General features: G+C 42.6%; 9 protein-coding genes, 2 tRNA genes and 3 rRNA genes. 12 read left to right on the plus strand and 2 right to left on the minus strand.

Annotation, left to right across the window (positions count from 1 at the left end; all coding sequences use genetic code 11):
- Positions 1–30: 30 nt before the first annotated feature.
- A complete protein-coding gene (locus tag LXF01_RS00840) occupies positions 31–1,212 on the minus strand; it encodes an oxygenase MpaB family protein (RefSeq protein ID WP_442781362.1) in 1,182 nt (393 codons plus the stop codon).
- 118 nt (positions 1,213–1,330) lie between these two features.
- Between LXF01_RS00840 and LXF01_RS00845 the strand changes: the two genes are divergently transcribed.
- The 12 genes from LXF01_RS00845 (at position 1,331) to LXF01_RS00900 (ending at position 15,955) form a co-directional block, all read left to right on the plus strand.
- Positions 1,331–1,927: a TetR/AcrR family transcriptional regulator gene (locus LXF01_RS00845; RefSeq protein WP_233944883.1), complete on the plus strand. Its 597-nt coding sequence runs from the start codon at positions 1,331–1,333 to the stop codon at positions 1,925–1,927.
- Between the two features lie 111 nt (positions 1,928–2,038).
- Complete coding sequence (locus LXF01_RS00850; protein WP_233944884.1) at positions 2,039–2,680, plus strand: ABC transporter ATP-binding protein; 642 nt, start codon at positions 2,039–2,041, stop codon at positions 2,678–2,680.
- Positions 2,677–3,939 (plus strand): hypothetical protein, encoded by a 1,263-nt coding sequence (locus tag LXF01_RS00855; RefSeq protein ID WP_233944886.1) that lies wholly within the window; start codon positions 2,677–2,679, stop codon positions 3,937–3,939. Before LXF01_RS00850 ends, LXF01_RS00855 begins: the two co-directional genes overlap by 4 nt.
- A gap of 453 nt (positions 3,940–4,392) precedes the next feature.
- Positions 4,393–5,931, plus strand: a 16S ribosomal RNA gene (locus tag LXF01_RS00860).
- Between the two features lie 61 nt (positions 5,932–5,992).
- Positions 5,993–6,069 (plus strand) — tRNA-Ile (locus LXF01_RS00865).
- 74 nt (positions 6,070–6,143) lie between these two features.
- A tRNA-Ala gene (locus tag LXF01_RS00870) sits at positions 6,144–6,219 on the plus strand.
- A gap of 413 nt (positions 6,220–6,632) precedes the next feature.
- Positions 6,633–9,526, plus strand: a 23S ribosomal RNA gene (locus tag LXF01_RS00875).
- 196 nt (positions 9,527–9,722) lie between these two features.
- Positions 9,723–9,837 (plus strand): 5S ribosomal RNA (rrf, locus tag LXF01_RS00880).
- Together the 16S, 23S and 5S rRNA genes with 2 tRNA genes alongside form the textbook arrangement of a ribosomal RNA operon.
- A 155-nt stretch (positions 9,838–9,992) precedes the next feature.
- Positions 9,993–11,192 carry an MFS transporter gene (locus LXF01_RS00885; RefSeq protein ID WP_233944888.1) on the plus strand — a complete coding sequence of 400 codons (1,200 nt, stop codon included), beginning with the start codon at positions 9,993–9,995 and terminating at the stop codon, positions 11,190–11,192.
- Positions 11,193–11,507: 315 nt separating this feature from the next.
- Positions 11,508–12,320 carry a M48 family metallopeptidase gene (locus tag LXF01_RS00890; protein ID WP_233944889.1) on the plus strand — a complete coding sequence of 271 codons (813 nt, stop codon included), beginning with the start codon at positions 11,508–11,510 and terminating at the stop codon, positions 12,318–12,320.
- 246 nt (positions 12,321–12,566) lie between these two features.
- Positions 12,567–14,978, plus strand: coding sequence for a YgiQ family radical SAM protein (locus tag LXF01_RS00895; protein WP_180026509.1), 2,412 nt, complete (start codon positions 12,567–12,569; stop codon positions 14,976–14,978).
- 434 nt (positions 14,979–15,412) lie between these two features.
- The gene (locus LXF01_RS00900) at positions 15,413–15,955 is read left to right on the plus strand and encodes a DUF2726 domain-containing protein (protein WP_233944891.1); all 543 of its coding nucleotides are present in this window, start codon (positions 15,413–15,415) and stop codon (positions 15,953–15,955) included.
- A 76-nt stretch (positions 15,956–16,031) separates the two neighbouring features.
- Here the strand turns inward: LXF01_RS00900 and LXF01_RS00905 are convergent, their stop codons facing one another.
- The gene (locus LXF01_RS00905; protein ID WP_233944893.1) at positions 16,032–16,388 is read right to left on the minus strand and encodes a RidA family protein; all 357 of its coding nucleotides are present in this window, start codon (positions 16,386–16,388) and stop codon (positions 16,032–16,034) included.
- Positions 16,389–16,396 lie beyond the last annotated feature (8 nt).

A 16,396-nucleotide genomic window follows, 5' to 3' on the forward strand; every position in this document is an offset into this window, starting at 1 on the left:
TCCAAAAAGCAGAGCGATCGCTCTGCTTTTTTATTGGTGCATACTGGCCAGTTGTTTGGCCTTACTTTGATATAGTGCTAAACCGAGTTTTTGAATCGCACGGCCTTTTTGCTGTAATTTTTGATTTAAACTTGGGACATGCTTAGCACCTGAATACAGGACAAGATTTCTAGCCAATAAATAATAAGCAAACCATGCCGCAGACTGGGGTTTGAGCCCTAATTTATGCATACGTTTTTTGCCAATAAAAAATTGTGTCAGCTCCAGATGTTGTCGATAAGCCAGTTTTTGCTGAAGTGGTCGAAGGTATTTGTATTGCCTTTCAAACGGTTCCTTAGAGAGACTGGCACCGAGAGCCATACTGCTTGCATCGGATTGGGGGTGTACAAATTGCATCCAATACAGCAGTTTCCAACCGTCAGATTCTTTTTCAATTAACCATTTTTCATCAATACCCATCAACCAGCCGACATAGCGCCAAAAATGCAAAAAGCTTTCAGTTTCTTGTTTTGATGGGAAACTCCCTAAAGCGCGAATGCCCAAAAGCACCACACTGCTAAAGGCAAGATTGGTCATCGCCAAGTCAAATTGATTGATCGGCACCCCCCACGTTGCAAAATCCCAGTCTTTACCTTTTTGGAGTTGATGGCGTACCAAAGCATGAATAAAACGCACATAAATCGTCGATGTAAATCCCGCATGCAAACGCTCGAGTCCGCATTCTTCAGTGATATCTACCCACCATTTTGTGGTCTCAGCCAGACGTGTACCGGCTTGTTTATTTAAAGCACCGGTCAGCATGAGCGGCTGATTGAAACCGGGGAAGAGATAACCCACCATGAGTGAAAGATCTCGCAAAATAAAGCCATTGTTAATCCCGAGTCGATGGGTGAATTCAAGGGCTTGCTGGATTTTTTCTGGTTTTAACCACGGCGGTATTTGTTCAACATGCTTAAAAAAATGTTCGAGTTCGGGAATAGAAAAGGGAAGTTGCTCTACACCTTTAAATAAAGCAATTTCAAAATATTCACGATGCTGTTTAGGGTTCTGCATCATCCACGTGAGCACTTTTTCCATCTGTGGATCACCACATTGCAGGGCTTTATTGAGGGCAAGATATTGAGGGTAATTCGGCTGTGCAGCTTGACCCGTCAAATGAGACAGCAGAAAACTCAGCAGATTAGATTGCTGCGTGGCCTGAAATGAAGACAGCCGGTATTGAAGTGAGTGGTCATGTTTTGATCTTCAATGTTATTGTTTCATACCACACTAATATGAATATTTATTCGCATTCAATTCGCATAACACTATCGCATTGGAGAGCAATAGAATGAGAAAAAGACCACAACAACAACGCGCGAAAATGATCGTGGAAAACATTTTGCAAGCTGCGCAGTTGTGTATTGCAGAACAAGGTTTACTGGAGCTGACGACGCCCAAAATTGCGGAAAAATCTGGCGTGAGCGTTGGGTCAATTTATCAATATACTGAAAATAAAGAACAAATCGTAGAAGAGTTGCTGCTCAGAAAATCAGAACAATTGGGGTTGGCACTAAAAAATATAGTCGTGGAGCAAGAGCAGCACAGTATTTATGAGGTGATCCCACTTTGTATTCAGTTTGGCTTTGATATGTTGAAAGCTGATCGTGGCTTCTTTATTGAGATCTTAAAACATTGGCATCAATACAGTCATTCAGATGCCTCTCAGGTTTTGGAAAAGCATTTTTTTGAAGTCGGGATGTATTTATTTAATCGCTATTATTCACATTGGAACTTTGAAACGCTGAAACATCGCTCTTTTGTGATCATTAATAGTACCTTATTTACCATGATGCGCTATGTGAGCAATAATAGTTTTTTAATTACAGAACAACGACTTAAAGTAGAATTATCAAAGATGATTTTGGCGTATTTAGATAGTGAATAACACTGAAAAAATTAAGTTTGTCTATCAAATAATCTATTTAATTCAGATCCAAGATATGTGAAGATGGATCAAAAATAAATCAATAACTTAATATAATAAATCAGGAACATCATGATGGTTTCTTTGAGCTTGCAGCAACTGTCCAAATCTTTTGCGGGAAAATGTATATTTTCAAATTTAAATTTAGAGTTAAGCGAATTCGGAATTGTCGCTGTTGTTGCTGAGAATGGAGTAGGGAAGTCCACCTTACTTGCGATGATTGCTGGGATGTTGGATTTTGATGCAGGCAATATTTTGATTAATGATCAACAATATGCCCCTCATAACAATGAATACAAGAAACTTGTGGCCTATGTGCCAGATAAAAGCCCTATTTATGATTTTTTACAAGGGCAGGAGTTTCTGAATTTAATGTGTGATATTCGAGGGATAGCGCATGAGCAGTATCAAATCTTCATTGAAAAATTTAAATTAGAACACTATTTAGCCACGCCGTTTGCTGACATGTCTTTTGGTACAACCAAAAAGTTTTTATTGGTTGCAGCCTTAATGACTTCGGCACCTTTACTGATTTTAGATGAACCGAGTAATGGCTTAGATCAAAACGCCTTGGCTGAATTAACAAGCATACTTTTACAGCAGAGCCAATCAAAATTGATTCTATTGTCTTGCCATGATCCTGTATTTAGAGACAGTCTTGCAGCAAAAATCATCGAGCTAGATCGGTTAAAGTCCAATGAGCAGGCGGCATGATTAGACAAAGACATGTTGGGCAGCGAACAATCATAAAAACGCTTTTGAAATATCGATGGACATACTATGTCAAGACCACAGCAGACGCAGTTGCACGGCAAAAGCATTTACTTATTTTAATCACATTAATTCTCGGGCCAATGCTATTCGGACTGCTCTTATCTTTAGTGCAGCCCATTATTGATTTGGTTTATTGCAAATCATTAATCACGAATCTGTTTCTTTGGACAGGCTTTCTTGCCTTAAATGTATTTTGGTGTGCGATACAGCGTAAAGCTTTGAGCGGTGGAGAAGGGTATCGCTATCTAGCGCTATTGCCCATCACGCTCAAAAGTCGCTTTGCAGTGGAAATCAAATTTTTAGGCAGTTTAAGCTTTTTGATGTTATTGCCATTTGTTTTGGCGCTTCTATATGTTTGGGTTGAGTATGAACTCTTAGCTTCCATTGGCATCAGTGTATTGATGCTACTTTGGATCTTTAATTTATTAATCATACAAATGCTGCTTTTACAACAGAATCAATATTGGGTTTTAGTCTGTCTTTTGACATATTTGCCCATTTTGAGTCTAGCGATATTGGACGCTCAACTCGTTGCGGTGTTGTTATCTACTTTCATCTGTATAGCGGCAATAAAATTTTGGCTGGTCGGCAGAAAATTAAAACCAATAAAGCTGCAAGTACCTAGCGTATTTCTGATACAGAAATATAGCCCACTCTGGCTCAATCAAAATAAACTAATTATTCGTCAGGCATTTCATAAAAGATTTCTTACCCATCGTATTGTCAGTATCGGTATTTCGGTTACTGCGGTCGTGATTTTGTATTGGTTCGCCACACAGGTGGATACTTGGAACATCATGAGCCTTGATTTCACTGCTTCACAATTATTCCAATTAATGTGTGCCGTCTATATTGCACTGAGTTTATTCAATCTAGGCGTGATCAAAATGGACTTAAAATCAAATTTTGAATATGCAGAGCGATTCTGGATCATTCAAGGGTTCACACGATGGCAGCTCAGAAAATACGAATACTGTGTTTTATTGATAATTGGCTTGTTGATGAGTGTACCAGTATTGCTGTGGCTACTGCTGAAAGGTGGATTTGTAGATGTGCTATTGATGGCGACATTATTTGGTATCGCCATTCCATTTATTCAGTGGTTGTATAGAAAGCCTGAAGAAGTGCACGGTGTTATGCCAATTTTAATGTTTATCTTATGGGTGCCTGTGGCGTATTGCATGCTTTCTGTACGCTAAAAACACTTTTTTAAGTAAAAAACACGGATTTAGTAGAATAAATAAACAAACGTAATGAAAAACTAAAAATAAATGGAAAAGGGTGTTGCGTTGGATCAGAAATGCTGTAGAATGCACATCCATCGGCGGTGATGAAGATTAAAACTTCTGATAAAACAATGACTTGGTTGAATTGATTAAGTTGGGTTTTAGAAAGAAAGTTTAAAAATAATTTGAATTACTGGTTGACTCTTTAGAAATAAAGAGTAATATAGCCGACCTAGCTTGCTGGTGACGAACCAACAAGAAGATCATTAAGAGATTATGAAGAACAACTTGTGTGGATTTTTACTGATTGATCGATCGAAATTATTTTCATTGATTGATGGTAGAAATTACTCGAAGTTTATTTGAGCAAATTTTTGTCAGTAATTGATGAGCCAAGATTGGTACACTATATGTACTATTGATTTTAAACTGAAGAGTTTGATCATGGCTCAGATTGAACGCTGGCGGCAGGCTTAACACATGCAAGTCGAGCGGGAATAGGTAGCTTTCTACCGATTTCTAGCGGCGGACGGGTGAGTAATGCTTAGGAATCTGCCTATTAGTGGGGGACAACATTTCGAAAGGGATGCTAATACCGCATACGTCCTACGGGAGAAAGCAGGGGATCTTCGGACCTTGCGCTAATAGATGAGCCTAAGTCGGATTAGCTAGTTGGTGGGGTAAAGGCCTACCAAGGCGACGATCTGTAGCGGGTCTGAGAGGATGATCCGCCACACTGGGACTGAGACACGGCCCAGACTCCTACGGGAGGCAGCAGTGGGGAATATTGGACAATGGGGGGAACCCTGATCCAGCCATGCCGCGTGTGTGAAGAAGGCCTTTTGGTTGTAAAGCACTTTAAGCGAGGAGGAGGCTACTTTGGTTAATACCCAGAGATAGTGGACGTTACTCGCAGAATAAGCACCGGCTAACTCTGTGCCAGCAGCCGCGGTAATACAGAGGGTGCGAGCGTTAATCGGATTTACTGGGCGTAAAGCGTGCGTAGGCGGCTTTTTAAGTCGGATGTGAAATCCCCGAGCTTAACTTGGGAATTGCATTCGATACTGGGAAGCTAGAGTATGGGAGAGGATGGTAGAATTCCAGGTGTAGCGGTGAAATGCGTAGAGATCTGGAGGAATACCGATGGCGAAGGCAGCCATCTGGCCTAATACTGACGCTGAGGCACGAAAGCATGGGGAGCAAACAGGATTAGATACCCTGGTAGTCCATGCCGTAAACGATGTCTACTAGCCGTTGGGGCCTTTGAGGCTTTAGTGGCGCAGCTAACGCGATAAGTAGACCGCCTGGGGAGTACGGTCGCAAGACTAAAACTCAAATGAATTGACGGGGGCCCGCACAAGCGGTGGAGCATGTGGTTTAATTCGATGCAACGCGAAGAACCTTACCTGGTCTTGACATAGTAAGAACTTTCCAGAGATGGATTGGTGCCTTCGGGAACTTACATACAGGTGCTGCATGGCTGTCGTCAGCTCGTGTCGTGAGATGTTGGGTTAAGTCCCGCAACGAGCGCAACCCTTTTCCTTATTTGCCAGCGGGTTAAGCCGGGAACTTTAAGGATACTGCCAGTGACAAACTGGAGGAAGGCGGGGACGACGTCAAGTCATCATGGCCCTTACGACCAGGGCTACACACGTGCTACAATGGTCGGTACAAAGGGTTGCTACTCCGCGAGGAGATGCTAATCTCAAAAAGCCGATCGTAGTCCGGATTGGAGTCTGCAACTCGACTCCATGAAGTCGGAATCGCTAGTAATCGCGGATCAGAATGCCGCGGTGAATACGTTCCCGGGCCTTGTACACACCGCCCGTCACACCATGGGAGTTTGTTGCACCAGAAGTAGGTAGTCTAACCGTAAGGAGGACGCTTACCACGGTGTGGCCGATGACTGGGGTGAAGTCGTAACAAGGTAGCCGTAGGGGAACCTGCGGCTGGATCACCTCCTTAACGAAAGATTGATGATTGGTAAGAATCCACAACAAGTTGTTCTTCATGACGATGTATCTGAGGGTCTGTAGCTCAGTTGGTTAGAGCACACGCTTGATAAGCGTGGGGTCACAAGTTCAAGTCTTGTCAGACCCACCATTCTGACTAACGAAGTATTTGAATAAAATACGGAAGCAAACAGAGAATCAGAAACATTGACTTATTGATAAGCTGGGGACTTAGCTTAGTTGGTAGAGCGCCTGCTTTGCACGCAGGAGGTCAGGAGTTCGACTCTCCTAGTCTCCACCATACATTCCTTCGGAATGTATAAAGAACGAAGCTAAAATAAACAATCAAATGATTGTTAGCTTAGTCCTTAAGCGATCAAGTGTTTAGGTTATAGAGCTTAGCAACAAAGTAGCGTATGATTCGCTTCATTGTTATTAAGCTCTGTGATTTATCACAGTTTCCTGACCTGACGAAGGCTGGAAAAATCATTAACAGAATATATTTGAGTTGAAATAATTTGTTCATACTCGTTTGATTTAACCTAACAAGCAATTGTGAAAGTTGAATGAAATGAGTTACTAGCGAAATTAACTGAATCAAGCGTTTTGGTATATGAATCTAATTGAAGCTGTACAGTGATTAAATTCACGAAGCTCTAAACTGTAATGTTGGTTGATCTACTTGTAGGATCAAACGACTGTTTGGGGTTGTATAGTCAAGTAATTAAGTGCATGTGGTGGATGCCTTGGCAGTCAGAGGCGATGAAAGACGTAATAGCCTGCGATAAGCTCCGGGGAGGCGGCAAATATCCTGTGATCCGGAGATTTCTGAATGGGGAAACCCACCCGCTATAAGGCGGGTATCATAAACTGAATACATAGGTTTATGAGGCGAACGAGGGGAAGTGAAACATCTCAGTACCCTTAGGAAAAGAAATCAATTGAGATTCCCTCAGTAGCGGCGAGCGAACGGGGAAAAGCCCATTAAGTTATCTAAGCTTTAGTGGAACGCTCTGGGAAGTGCGACCATAGTAGGTGATAGTCCTGTACACGAAAGGGCTTAGATAATGATGTCGAGTAGGGCGAGGCACGTGAAACCTTGTCTGAATATGGGGGGACCATCCTCCAAGGCTAAATACTCCTGACTGACCGATAGTGAACCAGTACCGTGAGGGAAAGGCGAAAAGAACCCCTGTGAGGGGAGTGAAATAGATCCTGAAACCGCATGCATACAAGCAGTGGGAGCCAACTTGTTTGGTGACTGCGTACCTTTTGTATAATGGGTCAGCGACTTACATTCAGTAGCAAGGTTAACCGATTAGGGGAGCCGTAGAGAAATCGAGTCTTAATAGGGCGTTTAGTTGCTGGGTGTAGACCCGAAACCGGGTGATCTATCCATGAGCAGGTTGAAGGTTGGGTAACACTAACTGGAGGACCGAACCCACTGTCGTTGAAAAGCCAGGGGATGACTTGTGGATAGGGGTGAAAGGCTAATCAAACTCGGTGATAGCTGGTTCTCCCCGAAAGCTATTTAGGTAGCGCCTCGGACGAATACCATTGGGGGTAGAGCACTGTTTCGGCTAGGGGGTCATCCCGACTTACCAAACCGATGCAAACTCCGAATACCAATGAGTACTATCCGGGAGACAGACTGCGGGTGCTAACGTCCGTAGTCAAGAGGAAAACAATCCAGACCGCCAGCTAAGGCCCCAAAATTATAGTTAAGTGGGAAACGATGTGGGAAGGCATAGACAGCTAGGAGGTTGGCTTAGAAGCAGCCACCCTTTAAAGAAAGCGTAATAGCTCACTAGTCGAGTCGGCCTGCGCGGAAGATGTAACGGGGCTAAAACTATATGCCGAAGCTGCGGATTTACACATAAGTGTAAGTGGTAGGGGAGCGTTCTGTAAGCCGATGAAGGTGGATTGAGAAGTCTGCTGGAGGTATCAGAAGTGCGAATGCTGACGTGAGTAACGACAAAACGGGTGAAAAACCCGTTCGCTGAAAGACCAAGGGTTCCAGTCCAACGTTAATCGGGGCTGGGTGAGTCGACCCCTAAGGCGAGGCCGAGAGGCGTAGTCGATGGGAAATTGGTTAATATTCCAATACTTCAGTGTAATGCGATGAGAGGACGGAGAAGGTTAAGTCAGCCTGGCGTTGGTTGTCCAGGTGAAAGGAAGTAGGCATGTATCTTAGGCAAATCCGGGGTACTCTATGCTGAGATCTGACAGCAAGCTGTACTTGTACAGTGAAGTGGCTGATACCATACTTCCAGGAAAAGTCTCTAAGCTTCAGTTACACTGGAATCGTACCCGAAACCGACACAGGTGGTCAGGTCGAGTAGACCAAAGCGCTTGAGAGAACTCTGCTGAAGGAACTAGGCAAAATGGTACCGTAACTTCGGGAGAAGGTACGCTGCTTTTGGTGATGGAACTTGCTTCCTGAGCTGAGAGCAGCCACAGAAACCAGGCCCCTGCAACTGTTTATTAAAAACATAGCACTCTGCAAACACGAAAGTGGACGTATAGGGTGTGATGCCTGCCCGGTGCTGGAAGGTTAATTGATGGGGTTAGCGTAAGCGAAGCTCTTGATCGAAGCCCCAGTAAACGGCGGCCGTAACTATAACGGTCCTAAGGTAGCGAAATTCCTTGTCGGGTAAGTTCCGACCTGCACGAATGGCATAATGATGGGGGCGCTGTCTCCAGCAGAGGCTCAGTGAAATCGAAATCGCCGTGAAGATGCGGTGTACCCGCGGCTAGACGGAAAGACCCCGTGAACCTTTACTGCAGCTTGACATTGAACTTTGATCTTACTTGTGTAGGATAGGTGGGAGGCTTTGAAACCGAGACGCTAGTTTCGGTGGAGCCAATCTTGAAATACCACCCTGGTAATATTGAGGTTCTAACTCTGCTCCATAATCTGGAGCGAGGACCATGTCTGGTGGGTAGTTTGACTGGGGCGGTCTCCTCCTAAAGAGTAACGGAGGAGTACGAAGGTGCGCTCAGCGTGGTCGGAAATCACGCGTAGAGTATAAAGGCAAAAGCGCGCTTAACTGCGAGACCCACAAGTCGAGCAGGTACGAAAGTAGGTCTTAGTGATCCGGTGGTTCTGTATGGAAGGGCCATCGCTCAACGGATAAAAGGTACTCTGGGGATAACAGGCTGATACCGCCCAAGAGTTCATATCGACGGCGGTGTTTGGCACCTCGATGTCGGCTCATCTCATCCTGGGGCTGAAGCAGGTCCCAAGGGTATGGCTGTTCGCCATTTAAAGAGGTACGCGAGCTGGGTTTAGAACGTCGTGAGACAGTTCGGTCCCTATCTACCGTGGGCGCTGGAAATTTGAGAGGATCTGCTCCTAGTACGAGAGGACCAGAGTGGACGAACCTCTGGTGTACCGGTTGTGACGCCAGTCGCATCGCCGGGTAGCTATGTTCGGAAGGGATAACCGCTGAAAGCATCTAAGCGGGAAGCCTACCTCAAGATAAGATTTCCCTTGGACTTTATGTCCACTAAAGAGCCGTTGAAGACTACGACGTTGATAGGTTGGATGTGGAAGTGCGGTGACGCATGAAGCTGACCAATACTAATTGCTCGTGAGGCTTGACTATACAACACCCAAACAGTTGTATGTAAAGCATCAATTGATTCACATATAATCAATCAAACTTGATTTAGTTGAAAAGCTAGATAAAATGAACACCTTAAATTAACTCAAGTACTTCTGTTAATAACTCATTTGGTAGAAAACTTAGCACGAAGAGCACTGCTCTGAGATTAGACTAAGCAAGTATCCATAACAGTTGTGCTGGCGACAATAGCAAGAGTGAACCACCTGATCCCTTCCCGAACTCAGAAGTGAAACCTCTTAGCGCTGATGGTAGTGTGGGGTTACCCATGTGAGAGTAAGTCATCGCCAGCTCATTATTCGAAACACCCCCTTCAAAGCGAAGGGGGTGTTTTTTTATGCAGGGGGAAAAGGGGCGAAGAAAACAAAGAATTCTTCATTCATTTTTATGTGATTTTTAAATTAAAGGCTGAAAGGCGTATACTATCCGTGTCATTGATGGAAAGCTCATGTCTGATTTAGCTTCAAACGCTCATTATATTGAATACGGCACACGACCATTTCTTGCCATTTTATTTTCTTTATTTTTAGCAGGCTTCGCAATTTTTTCATCGTTGTATTGTGTACAACCGATGATGCCAATTTTTGCGGATTTCTTTCATGTCAGTCCGACACATAGCAGTTTCCCTTTATCTTTTTCTACTATTGCTTTAGCAATAGGACTACTTTTCACCGGTTTGATTTCAGATCGATTCGGCCGTAAGCCTGTAATGGTCACCGCTTTATTTTTGGCGGCGTCACTTTCAATTATCAGTTCCATATTTCCACTTTGGGAAATATTTTTATTGAATCGCGTGCTGATCGGATTAAGTGTTAGCGGTGTAGCTGCTGTTGCAATGACTTATATTGGAGAGGAAATTGCGCAAAAAGATATAGGCTTTGCAATGGGCCTGTATATTTCAGGGACCGCAATTGGCGGAATGGGGGGGCGTCTCATTGCTGGGGTATTGATTGATTATATTAGTTGGCAAAATGCCATGATGATTATCGGTATCATTAACCTATGTATAGCCACAGCATTCTTTTTATTACTTCCAGCATCTCAACATTTTCAAGCTTATCCCATTCGTTTCAACCGATTTTATGAATCCTTCGTTAAAAATTTAGTAGATCCTAAGCTGAGAATCTTATTCCTTCAAGGTTTTATCCTCATGGGATGTTTTGTCTCTATATTTAATTATATGAGCTACCACCTATTAGAAGAACCTTATCAACTTTCTCAAACTTGGATTGGGCTAATTTCCATAGCTTATTTGGCAGGAATATATAGTTCACCTCGGGCTGCAAGTTGGGGGAAACGCTTTGGGCGTGAAAAAGTTTTACCTGCAATGCTGATCATGATGTTGTTGGGGCTGTTGATTATACTCATTCCGGCATTTTGGTCAGTCATTTTGGGGCTGATTGTATTCACTTTCGCTTTTTTTGCAGCGCATTCCACTGCGAGTAGTTGGGTTTCGGTTCAATCCCTGCAGTACCGTGCCGTAGGTTCATCGCTGTATTTATTTTGCTACTATTTAGGTTCTAGTATCTTGGGTAGTAGTAGTGGTTTGGTTTGGGAAATGTCTGGTTGGATGGGGTTGACGAGCTTTATTGCTGTTATTTTGATGATCGGTTTATTTTTAACAATAAAATTGAATAAATTAAAATAGAAATATGTGAATAAGCTATTATTTAATATTCGTTTTACATCTATTTTTTAATATAAATAACACTGTAAAAATGGCGGAATTTACTATTTTTATGATTATACAACTTTGGTCTAATATTTTTTTTAAAAGGTTCCTCATAATAATGAAACGCATCACAATATAATAAATAAAATATTTTTGGTTATCATTTTTAAAATTTCATATATTTTTAAATAATTGATATTAAATGTTTATTTGTATTTTTTGAATGTTTTTGCATTTAATTTTGGTTAGAATTATATATAGATCATCATTGGTTTTAAACTGAAGGTGATTATGAAAAATATAACTATTTTAATGATGGCTTTGGTTTTTATCTTAATCTCAGCTTGTACAAGTACCACGAATTTAGGGACAGCAGGCGCAGAGCGAAAACAGTTTTTTATCGTTCCTCAAAAGTTATTAACTAAACAGGCGAATAGAACCTATCAACAATTTATTCATCAAGCGAAAGACAAGCAACTTTTGATCATAGATCCGAAATTGGATCAAGTTTTAAATAAACTCAAGCAAAATGCGGAGTTTTACCGTCATGGTTCGAGTCAATGGGATTGGCAAGTCAGTGGGAATCTCAATAAAGATTTAAATGCACATGGTTTTCCAAGTGGGAAAATTGTCATTAACACGGGTTTGTATTGGAGTTTAAAGCTGACTGAAGATGAATTGGCATTTGTGATGGCGCATGAAATGGCACATGCATTGCGTGATCATCATCGTGAGAAGATTTCCCTGCTGTTTGCAAGTCAGGTGGCGATGATTTCTTCAACTGCGGGTATCGGTGCGCTTGCAACGGCTGCCAGTAGTGTGAGTGGGCAAGCGGTTTTTCTGCCTAAAGTTTCAAAATTTGAACTAGAAGCTGATGTCCTTGCACTTGATCTGATGTCGAAAGCGGGCTTTGATCCAAATGCAGCATTGAGTTTTTGGCAAAAATATCAGCAGGAAACGACACGCCGTCAAATGCTTGATGTAAAACCATTGATGACTCAAGACAGTATAGATAAGCGTAAGATTTATATTGAAAAATATTTACCTGAAATGCACATTCAATTTCAACAGGCGCAGGCTTTAATGTTGAATAAAATGCGATAACTCATGGCACATTCTAGGTTGATTTAAACTAAAGCAAAGTTACAAGTGATTTATTTAAATCTTGTTTTATAGTCGTGCTACAGCACGATTACATCTGATGTCTATATAAAACAATTCAATGATTCTGTAGCTATTGTATAAATTATAATCAAGCATGATGAATGGAATTCATGGTAAAATGATCGGCTTTCATCTTCTTTGATCTTTTTTCAGATCATTCCATCTGCCAGCCGAGAATTGCTAGCCATGTCTACTGCTTATACTATGCAGACTGCGCCAAAAGCGTTGTTTGATTACGACAAATATTGGGCGTCTTGTTTTGACCCTGCGCCATTTTTGCCGATGTCACGCGAAGAAATGGATCAACTCGGTTGGGACAGCTGCGACTTTATTTTGGTTTGTGGCGATGCGTATATCGATCATCCATCATTCTGTTCAGGGATCATCGGCCGTACCCTTGAAGCGCAAGGCTTCCGTGTCGGGATTATTGCTCAGCCAGACTGGACCAATGTAGAAGCGTTCCGTGTATTGGGTAAACCGAATATTGCTTGGGGCGTGACTGCCGGCAACATGGATTCGATGATCAACCGTTATACAGCTGACCGTAAAATCCGTTCAGATGATGCCTATTCTCCGGATAATCAACCGAATAAACGTCCAGACCGTGCAGCAACGGTATATTGCCAACGTGTGCGTGAAGCTTATCCAGATGTGCCTGTATTATTGGGCGGTATTGAAGCCTCGCTGCGCCGTATTGCACATTATGATTATTGGTCAGACAAAGTCCGCCGTTCAGTATTGATGGACTCGAAAGCCGACCTGTTGATGTATGGTAATGGTGAACGTTCAATCACGGAAATCATGCATCGTTTGGCCCGCGGTGAAAAAATCCAAGAGATTACGGATGTTCGCGGTACTGCATTTATTGTGAATAAAAATAACCGAGCTTCAAAAGCGAAGTTTGTTGAAATCGCATCGAATGATGTCGATGCGATTGGCCGTGTCGATCCGATCATTAACCCGTACGTGATGACTGAAGACCTTGAAGGCTGTGAAATCGAAAAAGGCAAAGACAGTGTTACGCAATATCAAGGCTTCCAAAAAGAAGCGGTAGCAAATCCGATTGTTCGTGAAGGTGATAACTTAGACGCCGATACGCAAATCGTGCAGCTGCAGCCTGCATCAAAAGCCATTAAGCATAAATTGCCGCCGCGTGAATTGGCTGTGATTCGTTTACCTGCCTATGAGGATGTGGCGAATGATCCCGTATTGTATGCACATGCCAACCGTATTTTGCATTTGGAAACCAATCCGGGCAATGCGCGCGCGATGGTGCAAAAGCATGGTGAACGTGATGTTTGGCTGAATGCGCCGCCGATTCCCTTGACTACAGAAGAAATGGATTATGTGTTTGACTTGCCGTATGCACGTCTGCCACATCCTGCGTATGGTGAAGCGCGTTTTCCTGCCTTTGACATGATTAAGTTCTCTGTGAACATTATGCGCGGCTGTTTTGGCGGCTGTACCTTCTGCTCAATCACAGAGCATGAAGGGCGTATCATCCAAAACCGTTCTGAAGAATCGATTTTACGTGAAGTTGAAAAAATTCGTGATACCGCACCGGGCTTTACTGGAATTATCTCGGATTTAGGTGGTCCAACGGCCAATATGTACCGTTTGGCATGTAAAGATCCTGAGATTGAAAAGAACTGTCGTAAGCCTTCGTGTGTATTCCCGGGTGTATGTCAAAACTTACATACCGATCATGCGCCTTTAACCCAGTTATACCGTAAAGCGCGTTCATTGCCGGGGATTAAAAAGATTCTCATCGGTTCTGGTTTACGCTATGACCTTGCGGTGTTAAACCCAGAATATGTCAAAGAATTGGTGACACATCACGTCGGCGGTTACTTGAAGATTGCGCCTGAACATACCGAAAAAGGTCCATTATCGAAGATGATGAAACCGGGGATCGGGACCTATGACCGTTTCAAACAAATGTTTGATCGTTTCAGTAAGGAAGCAGGGAAAGAGCAGTATCTCATTCCTTACTTTATTGCAGCGCATCCGGGTACGACGGACTATGACATGATGAACTTGGCGATTTGGCTGAAGAAGAATGGTTTCCGTGCCGATCAGGTGCAAACCTTCTATCCATCACCAATGGCGACTGCAACCACCATGTATTACACCGGTAAAAACCCGCTGGCTAAAGTGGCGCGTTATACCGAAAATGTCGATATCGTGAAAGGTGAAAAACGCCGCCGTTTACATAAAGCCTTCTTGCGCTACCATGATCCAAACAACTGGCCATTGCTGCGTGAAGCGCTCAAAGAAATGGGCCGTCAGGATCTGATTGGCAACTCAAAACAGCATTTGATTCCGACGTATCAACCGGCTGGCAGTGCTGAGGGTCAATACCAATCTGCACGTAAAAAGAACTCAAGCATTGCGGGTGATTCACAAAAACGTACAGGCGAACAAGGTAATCGGACTAAGGCTGCTCAATCGCGTCCTTCAAATACCAAGAAGCGTCCTGAGCGCGGTCAAATCTTGACGCAGCATACTGGTCTGCCGCCGCGTGAAACGGGTGATGCGAAAAAACCTTTTGGCGGTCCGAAACCCAAAGGAAAATCGAAGTCTAAATCACGCGCTTAAAATGGATAGATAAAAAAAGACACTTCGGTGTCTTTTTTTATGGGTGTTATGCTCGGCAGCATAAGACAATTTGCATTTTTATATGCTGTTACAAGCTCAATGCCATATGTGTGTCGGTTATCTCACTGAAATACGAGCAAAATTTGACAGCTTATCGGAATAGTCTGACAGTGAGAGGAAATGCACTTGCTGTCGTTTTAGCGAATGATCTAAAGTATCTGTATATAGCAATGGATGCTATTACTCTGAACGAAGTGGCATGTGATGTTTGACGCTTTAAGTTTGCAACTTTTTGTCAGTTTAAATACGTATTGTGTGAAAGTTAGAGTTATTTTTTTTAATAGGAAATTAAAAAAATAATACTGGTTGTATACTTCGTCTTCAAAAGAAGTATGTCAAAAACCAAAAATATAAGAAATATAAAGGATTATGAGATGACTATATACATAGTAATAGGGAGTATTTTACTCTTCTGTGTGCTCATAATGGCTTGGAAAAGTTTAGAAGGTGATTCTAAGCAACAAGATAGCGCATTGAAACAACGTGCTATTTTCAACATTAATGAGCAATTAACCTACACGCGTTTAAAAGAAATTTTGCCTAAGCATACGATCCTTGCGCACGTGTCTTTTGATGCACTGTTGACCACGAAATACTATCGTACGCGGAATAAGTATCGAAATATGGTGGCGGACTTTGTCGTCCTAGATGGACAGCATCAGATCTTGGCGATCGTCGCTTTAGATGATCCAATGGTGCTAAAACGGATGCAGCAGTCGCAATATCAAGATGCTTTGCTCGCTTTGGCAGGCTATCGGGTCATTCGTTATGATGATGTGCCTGAGTACGTTCAATTACGCGAAGATTTCTTGAATGAGCAGCGTGTACAAGCGCCATTTGTGCCGGTTAATGATCTGAAAAAATATCATTTATATTCAGATTTGGAACGTAAAAAGATCAAAATTATTGGATCTTAGGGATTCAAAGAGCAAAATCTTTTACAAAAAAAAGCATGTCTTTAGACATGCTTTTTTTGTAATTCAGGCTTAATGGTTATTCAGGCTTAATGGCTACGACCGTTAATTCTACCCGTACACGCGGGTCGTATAATTTGGCTTCAACACAAGTTCTGGGTAATGCTTCAATGTCTGACACCCACGCATCCCATACCTCATTGAATGCGGCATAATCCTGTTCAATATCTTTAAGATAAATGGTCACTGACATAATGTGGCTTTTATTTGTACCGGCATCTGCAAGAAATTGATCAATGATCTCAAATGTTTGCTGTGTTTGTCCTTTAATGTCTAAATCAAGGTCTGTTGCCAATTGACCTGCCAAATGAACCAATTGACCAGAAATAGCGATTTCGGAAAAGCGTTTTGAAACATGCAGGCGTTGGATGGTCATGCGGAATA

The organism is Acinetobacter sp. SH20PTE14 (assembly GCF_021391555.1).
GTDB classification, from domain to species: Bacteria; Pseudomonadota; Gammaproteobacteria; order Pseudomonadales; family Moraxellaceae; genus Acinetobacter; species Acinetobacter amyesii.